Source organism: Lactobacillus ultunensis DSM 16047 (genome assembly GCF_001436305.1).
GTDB classification, from domain to species: Bacteria; Bacillota; Bacilli; order Lactobacillales; family Lactobacillaceae; genus Lactobacillus; species Lactobacillus ultunensis.
In genome coordinates this window covers 1-19,530 of sequence record NZ_AZFO01000035.1, presented here as the reverse complement: position 1 = coordinate 19,530, position 19,530 = coordinate 1, and the positions used below count along the sequence as shown (strand labels likewise).

Here is a 19,530-nt window from a genome sequence, read left to right as displayed (position 1 = left end):
CACTTTAGTGGGATTGTATCAATTCCTCCTAGCGTTTTTTATTATTTTTTTAAAGATATTTTTAACGCTGATTATAAAATTAAGTTGAATACTTTATAAAAAATAAAAGTCCATCTGGACCTGTTGGATAGAATGTTAATAACCATAAAAATATCTATTGGAGGTCACAAATGGACTCTTTACATTCTACCATTGAATCAGCACGTTAAAGGCAGGCAGTTGTCCTTTATAAGTGTCAATATTTTTGCGGTAGGTCTTTAACCCTTAATCTAACGTTAAATTCTTAAATATTTAATAACCCATTGCGCGACTAAATTTGTCCAAGCAGCTATGGCCTGCCACTTCAGTTTCAATTGCTCCGTGCTTGTGCTTCATGAGCCTTTTTTAAACTATTACGCACAGCGTATCTCAGCTTTTCCTGGTCAATTGCTTTAACTTGGCTGCCAGAAAATTCGCTGCTCAGACATTCTTCTAGGTCCCCATTCTTGATGCAGGTCAATACTCGCAGAATGCTTTCTGCACCACCTTCAGACCAATATTTTCCTTGTCCTTTGACACGGTAGGTATACTTGCGGTGATTGCTTTCACAGCAGCCAACAGTCTCCTCAAAGTCTTTTTTAGCATAGCCAGCGCCGCCATCGGCATTACTGATAATCAGGGTATTAGTTAAATTATAAGTATTTGCTGGATATTCCTTGATTTCTTGCAAAGCATCCAAACGGCTCAAAGAAATAAAACTCCTTGGCATACGCTCTTTCGCGTCTAGTCCTGCTCAAATTGATAATGCCTTCACAGACTTGATAGTGATGAAATTCTAAGCGTTTCTTGGTTCCTTTGATCATTACGCCATCGCCTTCAAGATACAAAACTGGAACTTTTCTTTTGGGCTTGGCTTGATCATAGCGCTCATCGGCTTCCTGCTGCTTTTTGATCTGCTTGCCGGCTTGAATAATTAATTTGCCTACTTGACTATGACTGATATTAAAGCAAGAAAGAGCATTCACTGCTAAGGCTGTGTTGCGGTAGGTAGCCACTGCACTGACTTCTAAAATATTCTTTACTGCCAAGACGCTATAGCCTTTATAGCGATCATAGCCTATTAATTTATCTAAAAGATATACTGTCTGCTTATCAGGACAGACATATCTTCTGCGATAATAGCTGACTTCACCAAAAGCGGTGGTGATTGAGCGCTTGTTTTTCTTTTCAATTTGAAAGCCTGCCGCTTGGTTTCTTTTGCCAAGCTGTCATCTACTTGTTACAAAGCCCTAGCCATCAATGTTTTAATCAAACTAGAGAAATAAACCAACAATGCTTTTTCTCTAGCAACAACATTGCTTTCAGACTTAATAATTTTAACAATATCAGTTATAATAGAATCCATAAAAGACCAGCCTCTAATGATGTTTTTTTGAGTTAACATTAGACTACTGGTCTTTTTGCTTTAGCTCAAGTCCAAATTCCAAATGGGCTTGAGCTTTTTTAATCAATTATTTAACTTACCACAAAAATTATACACTTAGTGTCATTTGAAGAATGGGTTATTATCCAAACTCGCTTAAAAGACGGCTGCTCTCCTTCTACGATCAGCTATGAAGTCAGACGGTGACACTGTTTCTCTCTATCATGGCAAGCAAAAGCACTACAAGGCTGATCAGAACCAAAGCGTTTATCAATTATGTCATTAAGCATTTCTTTGAAGACGGCTGGTCGCTTGACGTTTGTGCCAACCGTAGTTTAGCTACCGGGGAATTCTCGCATTATCAAACAGTCTGCACCAGAACTCTGTACAATTACGTTGATCAAGGACTGATGACCATCAAAAACTATGACTTGCCTAAAGAGCTCAAGCGCAATACCAAGTTTTTCATCATGTTCGCCAAAACAAGAAGAAGCTGGGACGAAGCATCGAAGAGCGGCCTAAAGAGATTGAGCAGCGCAGCGAATTTGGTCATTGGGAATGCGATCTTGTCTTGGGTCATAAGACCAAGGACGATCAGGTTCTGTTAACTCTTTCCGAGCGCATGAGCCGTGAATTTCTAATTATTCGTATACCTGATAGGATATCTGCCAGTGTCATGCAGGCTTTTCAAATGCTTCAAAAACAGTACAGCGAGCATTGGAATGATATCTTCAAGACAATTACTACTGACAATAGTTCAGAGTTTGCGGATCTAACTAATCTGGAACAAGTCTCTAAAACGCTTATTTATTATGCTCATCCTTATACTTCTTGTGATAAAGGAACTGTGGAAAGACACAATGGCCTTATTCGCAGATTTATTCCTAAGGGAGAGTCCATTAATAACTATTCTCTCCAGCAGATCATTGATATTGAAACCTGGTGCAACTCTTTGCCCAGAAAGATCTTGGCATATCACACACCAGATGAAATCTTTGAGAGAGAATTAGATCAAATCTATCAAGCAGCTTAAGCGTTCAATTTATTATTGCAATTTACGATTTATATTTTTTAGTAGTTTTTGAGTGATAAGTATAAAATTAACTATGAATATAAAAAAGATAGATTGATTATTGCCAACTTCATTCAAATTATTATAAGGTTTGGTAAAATTATTTTTGAATTAGTACAGCTCTCACATTCATAAAAAAACAATGATCAAACCAATTGTTAGTGTTTTACGTTTCAGCTAGTGTAAACTAGTGATGCACTAGATAGTTGGCAATATTATTTAGTAGAATAAGTTTTGATTAATTAAATTAAAGAGGTGAAGTAATGAAAAAAGCACATGGAAAGATTCAAACAGATGAAATTAAGTTAATCTGGCTGATTGTAGGAGAATTAGCTACTTGGATTGGTGCTAGTTTCATTTGGCCATTAACTTCAGTTTATTTAAATAAGCAGATGCATATTAGCTTATCAATCATTGGTGTCGTTCTCTTTTGCAACTGTGCGGGGAACATTGTTGCTTCAATCATTGCAGGGCGACTCTACGATAAGTTCAATCCGTATCCACTTATTCTGTGGGGATTGGGATTAGATGCTGCAGTTTTATTCTTAATGGCAGCCTTTCATGGCTGGCCGGAATATTGGGTCTGGCTGACCTTAACCGGCTTCTTAGGTGGCTGGAACGGCACGTTGATCAACTCCGTAGCCACTAGTTTGAAGAAGTATCCTGGCCGTTATGTCTTTAATGTTTTGTACTTCTCGCAAAACCTGGGCGTGGTTACAGGTACGTTAATCGTCGGCTATCTCTATGACTTTTCAATTACGCTTTTATTCGTAATTGCGGCACTTTTATTCGTGATTGCATTCGTGAACGCACTCTTCAACTACCGACCGATTATTGCCTTCCATAAGGAAAGGCTGGGCATGGTTAAGAGTGGCAAGAAGCCTAAGGCAGAACCAATGCCTAAACGCAACTTCATTATGACGATGGTTTTCTTTACCACGTTAGGCGTTACTTGGCTAATGTACATGAACTGGGAATCAAACTTGTCTGTTTATATGGTTTCATTAGGCATCCCATTCCACCTTTACAGTCTGCTTTGGACATTAAATGCCGGAGTAATTGTTATTATGCAAGGTATCTTAGCCCGTTTTCCTAATATTTTTAAAAATCTTTTCCATCAAATCATCTTTGGAATTTGTATGTTCTCGCTGTCCTTTGTCACCTTGGTCTTCGCCAAAGACTTCGGGCATTTTGCCTTATCGATGTTTATCCTGACCTTAGGCGAATCAACCGCATTTCCAGCTATTCCTGCTTACGTCAACGATCTTTCGCCATTGACTAGTAAAGGTAAGTATCAAGGAGCCAACATGGTTGCTTCTGGAATTGGTCGGGCCTTTGGACCGCTGTTTGGTGGTTTGATCATTGATCGTGCTGGCTATATTCCGTTTTTCTGGGTGGCAGCGATAGTGATTGCTCTAATGATCGTAGTGATGATCCCAACTTATATGAGATCCTACAAAGATTTGACTTTATATAAGTAAAATTAAAACAAAATGATATAATTAACTTGATTTAATTTTTTATTTTTAAACAAAAGGAGGAATCCCTTTAATGAATAATAAAATGGCCGTTCGTGGTGGTGCCGGCGATATCCTTGAACCCAAGGTAGGCACTCGTCCACAAGATAATTTGTACTTAGCTGTTAACTCTGAATGGTTGAAGAAGGTTAAGATCCCATCAGACCGTTCAAGAATTGCCAGCTTTGACAATATCGACCTTGACGTTGAAAAGAAGTTAATGAAGGACTTCGCGGACTTTGCAGATGGCAAAAAAGATGTCGCAAATGTTCCTAACTTGAAGAAGGCAGTCGAACTTTACAAGCTTGCACGTGACTTTAAGCGGCGCAACGATGATGGTGCTAAGCCTATTCAAGCTGACTTGAGTTTGCTTGAAGGCATCCGTGACTTTGCGGACTTCAACTTGAAGGCTCCTGACTTGTTTAAGGCTGCATTTGCATTGCCATTTAGCTTTGACGTTGATGCCGACATGAAGAATACTAAGATCAACGTTTTACAATTCTTTGGCTCATCAATCTTTTTGCCAGATACTACAACTTACAAGACTGATGCGGCTAAGAAGCTCTTAGAGGTATTGCAGAAGCAATCAGTCAACTTGCTTAAGATGGCTGGGGTTGCGGAAGACCAAGCTGAAAAGTATGTTGGGGATGCCATGAAGTTTGACGACAAGGTATCCAAGGTAGTCAAGTCATCAGAAGAATGGGCAGACTATCCAGCAATGTACAATCCAACTTCAATTGAAGATTTTGAAAAGAAGATTACCAACTTCAAGATTGATTACTTCTTGAAGGAAGCATTAGGTGAAGTACCTGATCGCGTAATCGTTGCAGAACCTCGCTTCTTAGATCACTTTGATGAATTAATCAACGAAGACAACTTTGACGAAATCAAGGGCTGGTTGATCGTGAAGTTTATTAACAATGTGGGTAGCTACTTGTCACAAGACTTCCGTGAAGCCGCATTCCCATTTAGCCAAGCTTTGTCAGGTCAACCTGAACTTTCAAGCCAAGAAAAACAAGCATATCACTTAGCTAACGGTATTTTCAGCGAAGTAGTTGGTGTCTACTATGGCCAAACTTACTTTGGTGAAAAGGCTAAGAAAGACGTTGAAGACATGATTCATAAGATGCTCGACGTCTATGAGAAGCGGATTAATGAAAATAGCTGGCTCTCTGAACAAACCAAGCAAAAGGCAATTGTAAAGCTCCGTGCTTTGATCTTGAAGATTGGTTACCCAGACAAGATTGAAGAAATTTATGATCGTTTGAAAGTTGTCCCAGCTAGTGAAGGCGGCAGTCTTTACTCCAACGCTAGAGCTGCACAAGCTGAACAAGTTAAGTACAATGTTGAAAAACTCCACAAGCCAGTAGATCGTACTGTATGGCTGATGCCAGGTAACTTGGTTAACGCATGTTATGACCCACAAAGAAACGATTTGACTTTCCCAGCTGCAATTTTGCAAGCACCATTCTACGACTTGAAGCAAGACCGTGCAGAAAACTTCGGTGGTATTGGTACTGTAATTGCTCACGAAGTTTCCCACGCATTTGATAATAATGGTGCGCAATTTGATGAATTTGGCAACATGAAGAACTGGTGGACTGATGAAGACTACGCTGAATTTAAGAAGCGTACTCAAGCTGAAATCGACTTGTTCGATGGCATCAAGTATGGCCCTGTTACTTTAAACGGTAAGCAAATTGTTTCTGAAAACATTGCTGACCAAGGTGGTTTGACCGCTGCTGTTGAAGCTAACAAGGGTGAGAACGGCGATATGAAGAAGCTGTTCGAAAACTTTGCTCGTATTTGGGCTAACAAGCAACTTACTGAATCAATTAAGACTCAAGTATCAGTTGACGTTCACGCACCTGGTCCAGAACGTGCTAATGTTCAATCACAATGCCAAGAAGAATTCTATAAGGCATTTGACGTTAAGGAAGGCGACGGCATGTGGCTTGACCCTGAAAAACGTGTTGTGATTTGGTAATTTGAAGATAAAGAAAATAACCTTGTCCGATAGGGGCAAGGTTATTTTTGTTGCAAGTTTTATAAAACAATTATAAAATCAAATCGTTAAATATAAAGTAATTATAAAAATAATATAAAAGGAAAATATGAGTAAAAATATGATGTTAAATCCGTTCATGCCTAGTTTTGGAAGATTCCCTAAAATAGTAATCGATCAACAAGCAGCATTGACAGATTATTTAACTGGTTTGAAATTACATGATGCAAAATACCAAACCTCACTTGTATATGGGACAAGAGGAGCAGGAAAAACAGTTTTTCTATTAAATGTTCAAAAGGCATTAGAGAAATCAGATAATTGGTATTTTATTAGACTAAATAACGGACAAGGCAATCTTCTTTTTCAGTTGGTGCATGCCCTACAAAGGATTGCTGGTGTTTCTCTTACTGATTTATTAAAGAGTGTAAAAAGTATTAATGTCTTAGGCAATGGAGTTAGTTGGCAAACATTAAAAGAAAATAATCAAATTGACTACGATGAATGTTTATCTTTGTTGCTTACTCGTTTAAAGAAGCAGGAAAAGTCAATTTTAATAGGAATCGATGAAATTGAGATTAGCGATGATGTACGAGCTTTTGGTTCAGAATATCAGACTCTAATTGGAGATGAATTTGATATTTCATTGTTAATGACAGGATTACCAAGTCGAATTTCAGAAGTTCAAAATGATAATACTTTAACTTTTTTATTGCGAAGTAATCGAGTGTATTTATCTCCATTAGATGAAAAATCTGTAGCTAATAGTTATGAGAAAGCTTTTACAAGAGGAAAGAGAGAAATCGATTATTTGGTACTTGATAAGTTAAGTAAAGCAGTAAAAGGATATGCCTATGCTTTTCAAACATTAGGTTATTATGCATGGAAATATAGTCAAAATTCACTTTTGCTTGATGATGATGTATTAGATAAGACAATTAAAGCATCGAAGGTTGATCTTTTTCGTAATGCATATGAAAGAATGTATATGGATATTTCTAAGACAGATCGTACTTTTATTGATGCACTTGTTAAGGCAAAGACTGATATAGTATCTATTAATCAATTACAAAAGATTCTAAATAAACCTGCCAATTACATATCGGTTTATCGTGCAAGACTGTTGGATGATCAATTGATTAGTTCACCTCAAAGAGGCTATATTCAATTGTCTTTACCATTTTTTGCGGAATTTGTAGAAAAATATAATGAGCAACATTTTGAATAGTACAAAGTCTACTATTTTCCACTTTTTTAACATTTTAAAGAAGAAAAATTAGCTATTTTACATTTTTAAAACTATAATAGATCTGACTACAGTGCTGCTACTACACTGCGGCCTTTATAACTTACTACCCATATCATATAAGTTTATTGCACTAAGAAAAGCTCCCAGAAGGGGGCTTTTTTTGATAGTTGGGATGATAAAAAACTCCCACCTGGGAGTCTTTTCTAATTATTATCTTTTAGCATTCGAATAATCTTTAGGCTTAATCCGTTTAATGTAAGATGGATTTGGTTTACCCAAGATCAATGGTACACGCTCGATCACAGTATCTGCATATTCCAAGCCAAACCATGAGGCAGGGTTAGAAGACAGGTTCTGCAAACGAACACGAGCTTCAACTAACCATTTTTCGTAGCCAACCAATTGAGTTTGTGGACTAATCACGTCGTTTACGATAACGAATGAGAAGTCACCTACATCACGACCTGGGGTGGTGGTGTATTCCTGTGGTTGAGGTTCAATCGTACCGTCTGCGATCAAATCGTGAACGATCTGACGAATGTAGACGTTAACGCTAGTTTGTTTCTTGAACCCTAAGTAAAGCTGAATATTGATCACGTTCTTGGTGCCATATGTATTAACTGCATATTCGGCAGTGAATGGTTCGTTAGTTACGTTAACAGTGACGAACCAGTAGGCCTTAGCACGTTTAGGACGTTTATCCAAAATGGAGTACAAAATTTCACGTTTGATGAACTTGTTGTACTTAACGTTGGCCATGTAAACCAAGTTGGTTGCATAAGTTGGGTAATCTTCATCGTGACTTAAGTTAGTAAGCATATCGGTGTATTCGTCCAAACGAACATAAGCATTTCTAGCTTCACGCTTGTCACGAACCTTGTTACCGTAGTACCAAACATACATCACGAAGCCGATAGCACCAGCGATGAAGAGTGATACGTAACCACCGTGGGTGAACTTGGTCAAACTTGAGATCATGAACATGACATCAAGTACGCCGAAGAAGATCAGGAAGATCCAGTTCCAAACTGGGTTAATCTTCTTCATGACTAACCATTCGTAAAGCAAGATGGTAGTCATCAACATTGAAATTGTAATGGACAGACCATATGCTGCTTCCATGTGAGCTGAAGTTTGGAAGTACAAAACAATAGCGATGGTTGCAACACAAATGCCTTTGTTGATGGAAGGGATGTAGATCTGACCCTTTTCAGTTGATGGATAATTGATGTTCATTCTTGGCAAGAACTTCAGACCACTAGCTTCAGCAACCAAAGTAAATGAACCGGTGATCAAAGCCTGTGAAGCAATAACAGCAGCGATGGTAGCCAAAATGATGGCAGCTAATCTCATGTTTGCTGGAATCATTTCGAAGAATGGGTTAAGCACACCGCCGTCAGCTGGACGATAGTGGGTATTGTTTAAAATCCAAACACCCTGACCGAAGTAGTTAAGTGACAAGCAGACGAAAACGAATGGCCAAGAACCAATAATGTTCTTTTTACCAACGTGGCCTACGTCAGAATACAAGGCTTCAGCACCAGTAGTAGCCAGGAAGATTGATCCTAAGATGAAAATTCCGGCCTTGTTGTAAGGACTGACCAGCAGCTTAATTGCATAAATTGGGTTGATTGCCTTTAAGATTGACCAATCACCAGCCATGTTAATGATTCCCATTACGCCAAGGAATGAGAACCAAAGAAACATGATCGGACCGAAGGCTTTACCGATGATACTCGTACCCATTTTTTGAATGGAGAAAAGCACCAGCAAAATGATAACCGTAATTGCGATTACCATGCTTTGGGTAGAAACCGGAACATTTCCGCCAAACTTCAGTCCTTTCAGACCTTCAATCGCAGTCGTAACAGTAACGGCTGGAGTCAAAGTACCATCAGCCAGAATAGCAGCCCCACCGATTAGCGCAGGCAACACAAGCCATTTGGCACGCTTTCTGACTAAAGTGTACAAGGCAAAGATACCACCTTCGCCGTGGTTAGTTGCCTTTAAAGCAATAACCACAGTTTGGAGGGTAGTCAGCAAGGTTACAGTCCAAAGGACTAGTGAGATGGAACCAATGATGAAATCACGGTTCACATTGCCAATGCCGCCATTGCCTTCGACAATAGACTTCATAACATAAAGTGGACTAGTACCGATATCGCCATAGACAATTCCGATAGCGATAAGTAAGCCAGCCGCACTCATACGTTTTGACTTATTATTCATTTATAAATATCTCCCACAAATAAATTGTAGCTTTTAAGAAAAAAAGAAAATGCCACGCTGACATTTTCTTGATACACTCATTTTCGTCTATTTTAAGAGACATTGCAAGAAAAATAATTATGTTTTAATTTTCGTGAATGTTGGATCTTAATAATAAGAAATAGGTAAAGGCGTTCGATATAACTGACAAAAAGTAGGGTAAACTGCTCGATATAAGTGACAACTTTTGCATTTTTTGTCAGTTATACTGAACACTTTGGTAATATATAGATATAAACATGAAAGGAAATTACTATGGAGCATCAAATTCTTCGGCATATTATTACTGAACAACATAGAGTTATAAAAAATGCTGTCATTTTTCCACGTGATTATGAATTTGATCCTAAAGCAAACTATGTTTTAGTTGGATTAAGAAGAGCTGGTAAATCTACCTTGCTTTACAAAATTGCGCGAGATCTGGTTAAAAATGGAGTAGATTGGTCACAAATTATTTACGTTAATTTTGAAGACGAACGTCTAAATGGTTTTAGTTTGGCCGATTTTGATGACATCTTAGGAGTAGCTGGCGAACTGACGGATAAAGAACCATATATTTTCTTAGATGAAGTGCAAAATATTGATGGTTGGGAAAAGTTCGCACGGCGTTTAGCTGATCAAAAATATCGTGTATATATCACTGGTAGTAACGCTAAGATGTTGGAATGGAATATCGTTGAAAGATTGGGTGCTAGGTATTTCATTAAAACCATCTATCCATACAACTTCAACGAATTTTTAACGGCAAAGGGTATCGATCATACAACTAATGAATTGTACGATACTCTATTATCTGGTCGAATTGTGCGTGGCGCTGCCGATTATCTGTCACACGGCGGTTTGCCAGAGACTTTGATTTACTCCGACCATCGCGATTATTTAGAGTCGATTTATCAAAAAATCTTGTTAGGTAACATTATTGCCAGAAATGATATCCGCAATCAGGAAGCTTTTCGTCTTTTGATTAATAAAATTGCGGAAACTATTATGCATGATGTTTCTTATCGCAATTTGGCGAAGAGCATTCGATCTGTGCTGAATAAAAAAGTTAGCACGGAAACGGTCATCAACTACATTTCTTTTGCAAAATCTGCTTTCCTACTTTTTGATGTTAAAGACTATGTTTCTAAATTTACAGATAAGAATACGACACCGAAGTATTATTTTATCGATAACGGAATTTTGAATCTGTTTTTGCTTAATAAGGCATCGGTATTGTTAGAAAATCTGGTGGCGATAGCTTTATATGAAAAATATCAGGATCATTTATTCTATTTGAAATCTTCAAAGACAAAAATTGATATTGATTTTTATTTACCTGAAAAGAAAACAGCAATTCAAGTTGCTTTTAGTGTTTCCGATCATGCATATGAACGTGAGGTAGGCAACTTGGTGCGGCTTACTAAGAATGATGATAGTGTAGAACGGTTTATCATTGTGACTAGCGAAGAAGAGAAGACAATTGAGGAAGATGGAGTGAAGGTTGAAGTGATGCCGCTGTATAAATTCTTATTGGATGATTTAGTGGCGTTCGATATAACTGACAAGAAGTAGAGAAAAGTGTTCGATATGAGTGACAATTTTTGCATTTTCTGTCAGTTATACTGAACACTTGGAAGTATTGACGAAATTAGCTTGCATATGTTATAGTACAATTGTTAATAGATCTTATGCATTTATGCGAAAAAAGAACAAGTAAAAAAGCCGTCACTCTAAACTAGGAAATTGAGTAACGACTTTTTTGATGCATCAAAAAAGCTCCCTTTTGGGAGCTTTTTCAATAATAAATTATGAAAGTGATGAAGGAATCTTGGCACGTTGTTCTTCGTCCCATTTTTCCCATGCTTCATAAGTGAGCATTTCTTCTGGCTTAACACCAGTCTTTTCAGCCATTACCTTAAGCAAATTCTTGAAGTTGTAATCGTGGTATTGCAATACGTGATCAACAAGTTTCTTACGTGGGAAGTGAATGTTGTTCAAAAGGTAGCTGTTGATGTCAACCATGTTATGGTTTTCATCGTAAAGGTTGATTACTTCGAGGTCGTCTTCATCGAATTCAGCGATGTAAAAGTTAGCGAAAACCTTCAAGTAATCAGGTTGTTCCTTGAATTCTTCAGCTGGCATAGTGGTCTTGTTAGCTTCTGGCATAACGACTTTAAGATCGTCGTTTTCTTCTTCGTTTTCTTCTTCGTTTTCTTTATCAGCTTGTGCTTGAGCGTTTTTTTCTTCTTCAGTCAAAGTTGTTACCCCTTTGTTTAGAAAATAAATAGTGCAAAATCAATAATAATTCTACCGACTTCTGCAAATAAAAGCAAATGTAACTAACTTATTTTACTACATTTCTTGTATTGGTGTAGTAAAATAAGTAAATTTACAGCAGTACTAAGGATAGATTTACTGTTGTAAAGAAAATATATGATTAATTAATACTGATCCGTTTGAAAAATTTCTTTTAGATGCAAATTTACATTTGTATAAGGATCTTTTTTGATGATCTTAGTAGATTGATCAGAAGGTGAAGAAATACGATCGGCATTTTTCTTGGCTGTAGCTACTTTATCATAAAGGATGTTAATTTTTTGACCTTTGTTTCTGGAATACTCTTCATTAAAGTAATTCTTGCCAGAAAGTTTAGAAAAAAGTTGCTTTCTAGTATAAATAGCAGTCACTGGCCGAAAATGCATTAAGATCCAGACCTCAAAGCAAATGTTGGAAAATAAGATAGTAATATTATATTTTGACTTTTTAGCTTGATCAAAACACTTTAGTAGTTCTTCACTTGAATGTTCATCGTGATCAAATACTAGATAAATTCTATCTTGAACATTTATTTTAGGATCTACTAAAACATCGTGTAGTAAAGCCATTCCTGAGCGTGACATATTTTTTACTTTGATGGGATAACGTGAATTAACAGAAATATTAGCTTGGTGATATTTCTGCTTTAGCATATTGAAGTAGTTTTCTTCGGTTTTACCTTCACAATAAATTCTAACTGTAGGACGTAAATCTAATTTTCTACTCTTTCGTTTTCTCATTATCTATTCCTTTATGAATTTCTTGCAAGATATCTAACAATCGATCCGTATTAACTACTGGTACGCTGCCAAACTTACCCTCGATGTACTTCTTAGCTAGGTTGACGTCTAATCGACCACTGGTTCTAGGATTGCTAAAATCAAATACCGATTTCAAATCACTAACACCTTGGAAGTTTTTGTCAATTAGATAAATTTGATCAATTCGGATTGGATTATCTAATAATTGCACGTCCTGGGTAGTTAGGATAAATTGATTCAAGTTCTCTTTAGAATTGAAAATATGGACTAAAGCACGTGCCAGTTCGGGATGCAGGGAAGAGTCGAACTCATCGAAAAGGATAGTCTTTTGATTTCCCTGCATTTGGGCGCTTAAGATAATTAAAGCAATGTACAAAATACGCTTGGTTCCGTCTGATTCTTCAGTAAAGGGCAGCTCACTCTCTCCTAATAGTTTACCGTCATCGTTGTATACTTTATGGCTAGTAAAAATCATTGGTTGAGTTTGCGGCTTAGTATCTAATGCATCGTCGCTAGTTAAAAACGGGATCTTCCGTACAGTAATGTTGGAAATATTAAAGTCAGCCGCTTGCAGGAAAGAGAGCAGTTCATTCTTTAGCAGTTCAGAGAATTGACCAGTAATACTCATTCGATTATTAGATAAGATAATGAATAAGTCTTTGGAAAACCATTCGTAAATATTACTTGCTAACGCGTCATTGTTCTGTTGTGCAAGAAATAAGAACAATGCATTTTTTCTTAAACGAGGGATGAGATCCTTCAAAGCTTTAGAAATGACTATGAAGTCTTGTCCTTGTCTTTCAAAATACGTTTTTTCCCTGTCACCTTTGATAACTATCAGCTTCTCAGAGGCAATTCTCTCATTGTTGTAGCTGAAAGAGTAATCATAGATGTGACCGTGTACTTTGATTGTTATACCAAAGCTAGTGTCTTCTGTTTGATTCTTCTCATTAATTCTAAGCCTTGTAGCAATCTAGACTTTCCGGCACCGTTGGGGCCGAAGATCAGCAGATTCTTGAGCAGGGAGACGTCTTTATTTTGAAAAGTATTAGTCTCTTTGTATTTATATAGTCTTTCACCAGTTTGAGCAGATAGAGTTGCACTGTTCTTAAAAGAAGCGTAGTTCTTCAACCTAAATTCAATTAACATAGTTTTCTCCTTTATATTTATCTCAATTTTATCATTTAGTGCGTAAAGATCACACAAAAATGTGATTCTGATTAATAAATCCACTAAAAAACACCACTTTTCACTTAAAGATGAAGAGTGGTGTTTATTTTGCATCTATATTTTATTTTGCATCTATATTTTACTTTCCACTATGGTTAGCAGCTGAGCTTTGTGCAGTGGAGTTAGATTGAGCCGAGCTGGATTGTGCAGATGATTGACTGCTGCTTTGGCTCTTGTCGTTAGCTTGAGAACTGCTTGATTGGCTGCTTTGTTTTTGATTAGAAGAAGATGAGGAAGAATTCTTATCCTTGTCTTGCTTCTTGTCGTTGCTGGAGCTTGAAGAACTACTGCTCGAATTGGATTTTGTCTTGTTCGAGTTAGAGTCGGATGAGTTATTATCCTTATTATTATCGCCCTTGTTAACTGAACCGGACTTAGGTACTTGACCCTTGGTACTGCCAGAAGTATTGGCAGACGTGTTATGTTGGACAGCATTGTTATGGCTAACGTAGGCTCCGGCGCCGCTACCTCCTAGGACAAACATTGCGAAAATAGCGCCCCAAAAGATTAATTTCTTCATATGAAAAACAACTCTCCTTTTAATTAGAAAAATTATTTCAACAAATTTGGCCCATTTTTGGGTTTCAAATTGTTAGTAATAGTGTAAGACATCTGGCTGGCAAGTTGATTACAAAATGCTCATTTTTAATAAATATTAATATAGTATAAATTTTTAAAATAAAACAATTTAGGATCTTGTAACATTGCCATTTGCTAGATACAATATAGATGTTATATTTAGGAGGAAGAAATATATGAAGAAGAGACTTTTAACTAGTATTGCGAGTGCAGTTATGCTGACTTCAATAGCTGTACCTGTTGTCAATGAAATTGTTATAGATAATATTTCCAGTCAGAAGGTTATGGCTGCAGATTATCAGGCTGATTTTTTAAAAAAGACTGCTAAACAAGCCACAAAAGTTGCTAAGAAGTATGGCGTTTATCCATCAGTAATGATTGCCCAGGCTATTGTTGAATCTGGCTGGGGACAGTCTGGCCTAGCAGTTAATGCAAATAATCTGTTTGGAATGAAAGCTGATAACAACTGGCCAGGAGCTAGTTATGCATCTAAAACTAGGGAAGAAACTAAAAGTGGTAAAAGTTACTACATTAATGGTAAATTTAAAAAGTATAATTCGCTAGAAGAATCATTTGAAGATAATGGTCAGAGATTACGTGAAGGTGTTTCCTGGCAACCATTGAGATATCAAGGTGCATGGCTTGAAAATGCTAATACTTATGCTGCGGCTACTAAAGCTTTAACAGGGACCTATGCTACGGCTAATAACTATAACACTGCTCTTAATTCAAGGATTGTAGCACATAATTTATATAAATACGATCCGATTATTTCTAATGTAACTAAAACTTATATTGTAGATAAATCAGGGTCAACTTATAATTGGCCAACTGATCCATCTGTTGCTCAAGTAATCAATTCAGTTAATCAAGGTGAAAAAGTTACTGTAATCAAAACAATAACTTTTAATGACGGCTCAAGTAGAATGTATATTGATGGTAAAGGTTGGATTGATGGTAGTTATTTAGGTAAAAGTACCTCAAAGAATAAGTCACCAATTACTCAAGCACCTAAAGGAGCAACCAAAGTTTCTAAGAATTTGATGCACAATGCATATATTTACAATAAAGAGGGTAAAAGAGTTAAAGGTAAAATTTTTAAAGTTAATGGAAAAGAAGGCTTTAAATTGATTGATACCTACGGCACTCAAACTATTAAGGGTAAAACTTACTATCGTGTTGGTGAAAGTGAATATATTGCTGCTGGGAACGTAGATGGTACACTCAGATTTTTAAAGCATAATTCTTATGTTTATAATCAATATAGCAAGCGTAATTCTAATCTCAAGAAACGAAAGGGTACGCAAGTTGCAACTTATGGTAATGCGGTAAAAATTAATGGTAAAAGATATTATCGTGTAGGTATCCATCAATATATTAAAAAGTCAAACTTTATGTAATTGATAAAAGTAGAGGCATAATGTGAAATTAAAAAAGATTTTTATTAGTTGGATTGCAATAATAAGTTTATTAGGGATAGCGTTTAATATAAAATCAGAGCACATTCAAGCCGCTTCAATCAACTCGCTAGCTAAAAAATATAAATATAGTGGTGTAACTTATTTATATAAAGTGTTGAAACTTGAAGGGATTAATTATAGTAGGTTTCCTGGTGTGACATATAGAAATAATCGACCTGAAGGAATTATTGTTCATGAAACTGATGATCCTGGAGCAACAGCTTATGGTGAAGCAATCTATTTTAATTATAAATGGGAAAATATTCAGGCTTATACCCATGCTTTTGTTGATAGCAAGCAGATTATTCAGATGAGATCACCCGAGATGGGTGTCTGGGGTGCTGGTCCTAAAGCCAACAACCGTTTTATTCAGATTGAGCTGTGTGAAGAAGACAGTAGGGATGCCTTTGCCAAGTCTGTCAACAATGATGCAATTTATATTGCTAAGCTTTTGCACCGCTATAATTTAAAACCTGATAATGCTTGTGAGGATGGTAAGGGTACCATTTGGTCTCACCATGCTGTCAGCACATTCTTGGGTGGCACCGATCACGTTGACCCCGATGGCTATTTTGCTAAATGGGGCTACAGCATGGATCAGTTCTACTCATTGATTGAGTATTACTACAACTTGCAGAAGAAGAATGGTAATGCTAAGACCAAGAATCCAAACAAGACTAAGAAGGAAATTCCAATTGTCCAAGGTGCTGTAACTTTAGGCCATGATGCTTACATTTACAATAGTAAAGGTAAGAATACCAAGAAGTTGATGAAGGCTGGTAGCCCAGTAGTCGTTCTTGGTTACAAGATGATTAACAATAAGAAGTACTATGAGATCGGCAAGAACCAATATGTGGTTGCTTCTAACATTGACGCTACAGCTAGAACAGTGAAGAAGGATACGTACTTACGTACCTCTACTGGTCAGATTGAAAGGGAGAACAAAGTCAAGCAGGGCAGCCGTGTATTGACTTACGGCAGTAAAATCAAGATTAAAGGTCAAAAGTACTATGCACTAAATGCTACACAATTTGTTTTAGCAAGTGACATTGATTAATTAAAAAATATAAAATACGTCTTATTCTAAAAAATTTGGGAATAAGGCGTATTTTTTGTATAATGCACACATACCTTGAATGAGAGAAGAGGAATGAGATGGCACAATTGTCGCTATTTTTAGTCGTATTATTGGCGTTGATTATTCCAATATTTATGGCACGTTTTCAAATTAGCAATGTACCAACTGCCGTTGCAGAAATCATTGTAGGCATTATCATGGGGTCTAGCGGATTTAACTTGGTAACTTCGACACACGATCTTACTTTTTTATCCAATCTAGGCGTGATTTTGCTGATGTTTTTATCAGGGATGGAGATCGATTTTGATCTTTTACAGAGAAGGAATAATCCCAAAGGTAAATCCCAAGCAGGCAAGACTGTTGATCCATTGAAGACCGCGCTGACTGCCTTTATTGGCGTTGTAGTGATGGCCTTGATTTTAGCTTATGTCTTGAAATTGGTGGGCTTGTTCAGTGAGGTAATGCTGGCTGGCATTATCTTGATGACAGTTGCCCTGGGTGTGGTAATCGCCACCTTGAAAGAAAAGGATATCTTAGAACGACCAATCGGTCAGACTATTTTATTAACCGCGGTTTTCGGTGAAGTTATTCCACTGTTGTTATTGACTATCTATGCATCGATTAACGGTGGCAATGCTGGACAACTCTGGCTGATTATTTTGCTGTTTTTAGCTGCAATCTTCTTATTGCGCCGGTTCAAGCAGCCTTATTTGTGGTTTGCCAAGGTGACCAAGGCAACGACGCAGCTGGATATTCGTTTAGCCTTTTTCTTGATTTTTGCATTGGTGACCGTAGCCGAAAGAGTCGGTGCCGAAAATATTTTAGGTGCCTTCCTGGCTGGAATGGTCATGAAATTATTAGAACCAAGCGAAGCTACGAAAGATAAATTAACTTCTATTGGCTATGGTTTCTTCATTCCAATTTTCTTTATTATGACTGGTGTGGGCTTGAATTTACGTTCATTGTTTGCCCATCCTTATGCATTGATGCTCTTGCCAGTATTAGTAATTTTCTTATTATTGGCAAAATTACCAGTCGTATTAACTTTTATGCGCTTTTTTGAAAAGCGGAATGCTTTTGCCGGTGGCTTTTTGACAGCAACCACGATTACGATTGTGTTGCCAACTTTGCAGGTTGCTAGAAAGCTACACGCTATTACGTCTACGCAATCGGATGCCTTTATCTTGGCAGCGGTTATTGTCTGTATCGTAAGTCCAATTATCTTTAATTCTAGCTTTGTGTTAACTAAGGAAGATAAGATCAAGCAACGAGTTTCAATTGTGGGGGCGAATGTCTTTACTGTACCAGTTGCCCATGATTTGCACGATAATTGGTATTCAGTCAAGATGTTTACTAATAAGAAGGATCGTTATGAGACTTACGATAGTCGAGTAAAGAATCTGACTTTTTTGCCAGATCTAAATAAAGACACGCTTGAGAAAGCTGGCGTGTTCGACTGTGATATTTTGGTTGCATCGAATCATGATGATCAAGACAATGTTAAGATTGCCCGTCTTGCTCATGAAGAGGGAGTGAAGCGTGTGATTGTCCGGCTAAGTGAAGTTAGCGGCGATATGGTAGAGGAATTCCATGAGAAGAATATTGAAGTCTTCAACTTTACCAATGTTCACGCGGCTTTGATGCGGGCGATGATTGAATCACCAACTGTTTACCGGATTATGACGGATACAAAGAATGTTCTGTATTCAGTAAAGGTTAAGAATACGTATTATACTGGACGCCAATTAATGGATCTGGAATTTATTGATCAGATTACTATTAGTCGAATTCGGCGAGGAGACGAATGGTTGATTCCGCATGGATCTACTGTAATTGAGCCTGGGGATGTTTTAGTATTTTCAGGTGAATTTAAGACAGCTGATAAAGTACGTGACTTGTTGAGTCATGGACAATAATGAAATGAACTATCTCTAAGAAGAGGTAGTTTTTTTGTATTACAAGAAAAGAAACAGAAATTTATTTGGAATATACTCCAAATTATTGGTGAAAATCGACTTAGTTTGGAATGTATTCCAAACTAATGCTAGAATTAATAAAGAAAGAGGGCGAATTTATGCTAGAAAAAAGATATGTAGCAAGGAATGAATATCTTGATTTCTTAAAAAGACACCAGGATAAACATATTATCAAAGTGGTATCTGGAGTTAGACGTTCTGGAAAATCAACGTTATTCTTGCTTTTTCGCAAATATTTGCGAGAAAATGGTGTAGCACCTGAGCAAATAATTACTATTAATTTTGAAGATATGGCTAATGAATCTTTACGTGATCCTCATACTTTATATCAATATTTGATGAAACATCTTGTTCAGAACAAAATGACTTATATTTTTCTAGATGAAATACAACACGTTTCCGAATTTGAGAAAGTCGTAGATTCGCTTTTCATTAAAGACAATGTGGACTTGTACATTACGGGTTCTAATGCTTATTTTTTGAGTGGAGAGATCGCTACCTTATTGACAGGGAGATATGTTCAGATAAACATGCTTCCATTATCATTTAAGGAGTTTGTGGAATGGCATAAACAGAATGATCTTTTTACTAATGAAACTGATATATTTAATAAACGCGTGGTGCTAGTTAAATCG

At 37.0% G+C, this 19,530-nt stretch carries 14 protein-coding genes and 2 pseudogenes; 9 read left to right on the top strand and 7 right to left on the bottom strand.

Annotation, left to right across the window (positions count from 1 at the left end; all coding sequences use genetic code 11):
• Positions 1 to 291 precede the first annotated feature (291 nt).
• Positions 292 to 1,384 (bottom strand): annotated as a pseudogene (locus FC57_RS08870) (UPF0236 family transposase-like protein).
• Positions 1,385 to 1,510: 126 nt separating this feature from the next.
• Between FC57_RS08870 and FC57_RS08860 the strand changes: the two are divergent.
• The 4 genes and pseudogenes from FC57_RS08860 (at position 1,511) to FC57_RS08845 (ending at position 7,224) form a co-directional block, all read left to right on the top strand.
• Positions 1,511 to 2,435, top strand: a pseudogene (locus tag FC57_RS08860) (IS30 family transposase).
• A gap of 302 nt (positions 2,436 to 2,737) precedes the next feature.
• Positions 2,738 to 3,955, top strand: a complete 1,218-nt coding sequence (locus FC57_RS08855) for an MDR family MFS transporter (RefSeq protein WP_007126979.1) — start codon at positions 2,738 to 2,740, stop codon at positions 3,953 to 3,955.
• A gap of 70 nt (positions 3,956 to 4,025) precedes the next feature.
• Complete coding sequence (locus FC57_RS08850) at positions 4,026 to 5,978, top strand: M13 family metallopeptidase (protein WP_007126978.1); 1,953 nt, start codon at positions 4,026 to 4,028, stop codon at positions 5,976 to 5,978.
• Between the two features lie 127 nt (positions 5,979 to 6,105).
• On the top strand, positions 6,106 to 7,224 hold the full coding sequence (locus FC57_RS08845; RefSeq protein ID WP_007126977.1) for a P-loop NTPase family protein: 1,119 nt from the start codon (positions 6,106 to 6,108) through the stop codon (positions 7,222 to 7,224).
• A gap of 231 nt (positions 7,225 to 7,455) precedes the next feature.
• On the opposite strand, the gene FC57_RS08840 is transcribed toward FC57_RS08845, so the two are convergent.
• Positions 7,456 to 9,474, bottom strand: a complete 2,019-nt coding sequence (locus tag FC57_RS08840; protein WP_007126976.1) for a KUP/HAK/KT family potassium transporter — start codon at positions 9,472 to 9,474, stop codon at positions 7,456 to 7,458.
• 294 nt (positions 9,475 to 9,768) lie between these two features.
• On the opposite strand from FC57_RS08840, the gene FC57_RS08835 reads away from it, so the two are divergent.
• Positions 9,769 to 11,067, top strand: coding sequence for an ATP-binding protein (locus tag FC57_RS08835; RefSeq protein WP_007126975.1), 1,299 nt, complete (start codon positions 9,769 to 9,771; stop codon positions 11,065 to 11,067).
• Positions 11,068 to 11,301: 234 nt separating this feature from the next.
• Here the strand turns inward: FC57_RS08835 and FC57_RS08830 are convergent, their stop codons facing one another.
• From FC57_RS08830 to FC57_RS08815, 5 genes are all read right to left on the bottom strand, one after another.
• Positions 11,302 to 11,751 carry a hypothetical protein gene (locus FC57_RS08830; protein ID WP_007126974.1) on the bottom strand — a complete coding sequence of 150 codons (450 nt, stop codon included), beginning with the start codon at positions 11,749 to 11,751 and terminating at the stop codon, positions 11,302 to 11,304.
• Between the two features lie 185 nt (positions 11,752 to 11,936).
• Positions 11,937 to 12,551, bottom strand: coding sequence for an RloB family protein (locus FC57_RS08825; RefSeq protein ID WP_007126973.1), 615 nt, complete (start codon positions 12,549 to 12,551; stop codon positions 11,937 to 11,939).
• Complete coding sequence (locus FC57_RS08820) at positions 12,532 to 13,482, bottom strand: AAA family ATPase (protein WP_236695724.1); 951 nt, start codon at positions 13,480 to 13,482, stop codon at positions 12,532 to 12,534. The genes FC57_RS08825 and FC57_RS08820 overlap by 20 nt, the downstream gene beginning before the upstream one ends.
• A 2-nt stretch (positions 13,483 to 13,484) precedes the next feature.
• A complete protein-coding gene (locus FC57_RS11320) occupies positions 13,485 to 13,721 on the bottom strand; it encodes an ATP-binding protein (RefSeq protein WP_236695723.1) in 237 nt (78 codons plus the stop codon).
• A gap of 160 nt (positions 13,722 to 13,881) precedes the next feature.
• Positions 13,882 to 14,322 carry a hypothetical protein gene (locus FC57_RS08815; protein ID WP_007126970.1) on the bottom strand — a complete coding sequence of 147 codons (441 nt, stop codon included), beginning with the start codon at positions 14,320 to 14,322 and terminating at the stop codon, positions 13,882 to 13,884.
• 235 nt (positions 14,323 to 14,557) lie between these two features.
• Between FC57_RS08815 and FC57_RS08810 the strand changes: the two genes are divergently transcribed.
• From FC57_RS08810 to FC57_RS08795, 4 genes are all read left to right on the top strand, one after another.
• Positions 14,558 to 15,781 (top strand): SLAP domain-containing protein, encoded by a 1,224-nt coding sequence (locus tag FC57_RS08810; RefSeq protein WP_007126969.1) that lies wholly within the window; start codon positions 14,558 to 14,560, stop codon positions 15,779 to 15,781.
• Positions 15,782 to 15,803: 22 nt separating this feature from the next.
• Positions 15,804 to 16,898 (top strand): SLAP domain-containing protein, encoded by a 1,095-nt coding sequence (locus tag FC57_RS08805; RefSeq protein ID WP_007126968.1) that lies wholly within the window; start codon positions 15,804 to 15,806, stop codon positions 16,896 to 16,898.
• A 98-nt stretch (positions 16,899 to 16,996) separates the two neighbouring features.
• Positions 16,997 to 18,835, top strand: a complete 1,839-nt coding sequence (locus tag FC57_RS08800) for a monovalent cation:proton antiporter family protein (RefSeq protein WP_007126967.1) — start codon at positions 16,997 to 16,999, stop codon at positions 18,833 to 18,835.
• Positions 18,836 to 18,993: 158 nt separating this feature from the next.
• Positions 18,994 to 19,530: ATP-binding protein (locus FC57_RS08795; RefSeq protein ID WP_156655819.1), on the top strand; the 537-nt coding region annotated here is incomplete at its 3' end.

Excerpts from the sequence above, each read along its gene's own strand:
- FC57_RS08855 (WP_007126979.1), top strand. The coding sequence starts at position 2,738 with ATGAAAAAAGCACATGGAAAGATTCAAACAGATGAAATTAAGTTAATC.
- FC57_RS08850 (WP_007126978.1), top strand. The coding sequence starts at position 4,026 with ATGAATAATAAAATGGCCGTTCGTGGTGGTGCCGGCGATATCCTTGAA.
- FC57_RS08845 (WP_007126977.1), top strand. The coding sequence starts at position 6,106 with ATGAGTAAAAATATGATGTTAAATCCGTTCATGCCTAGTTTTGGAAGA.
- FC57_RS08840 (WP_007126976.1), bottom strand. The coding sequence starts at position 9,474 with ATGAATAATAAGTCAAAACGTATGAGTGCGGCTGGCTTACTTATCGCT.
- FC57_RS08835 (WP_007126975.1), top strand. The coding sequence starts at position 9,769 with ATGGAGCATCAAATTCTTCGGCATATTATTACTGAACAACATAGAGTT.
- FC57_RS08825 (WP_007126973.1), bottom strand. The coding sequence starts at position 12,551 with ATGAGAAAACGAAAGAGTAGAAAATTAGATTTACGTCCTACAGTTAGA.
- FC57_RS11320 (WP_236695723.1), bottom strand. The coding sequence starts at position 13,721 with ATGTTAATTGAATTTAGGTTGAAGAACTACGCTTCTTTTAAGAACAGT.
- FC57_RS08815 (WP_007126970.1), bottom strand. The coding sequence starts at position 14,322 with ATGAAGAAATTAATCTTTTGGGGCGCTATTTTCGCAATGTTTGTCCTA.
- FC57_RS08810 (WP_007126969.1), top strand. The coding sequence starts at position 14,558 with ATGAAGAAGAGACTTTTAACTAGTATTGCGAGTGCAGTTATGCTGACT.
- FC57_RS08800 (WP_007126967.1), top strand. The coding sequence starts at position 16,997 with ATGGCACAATTGTCGCTATTTTTAGTCGTATTATTGGCGTTGATTATT.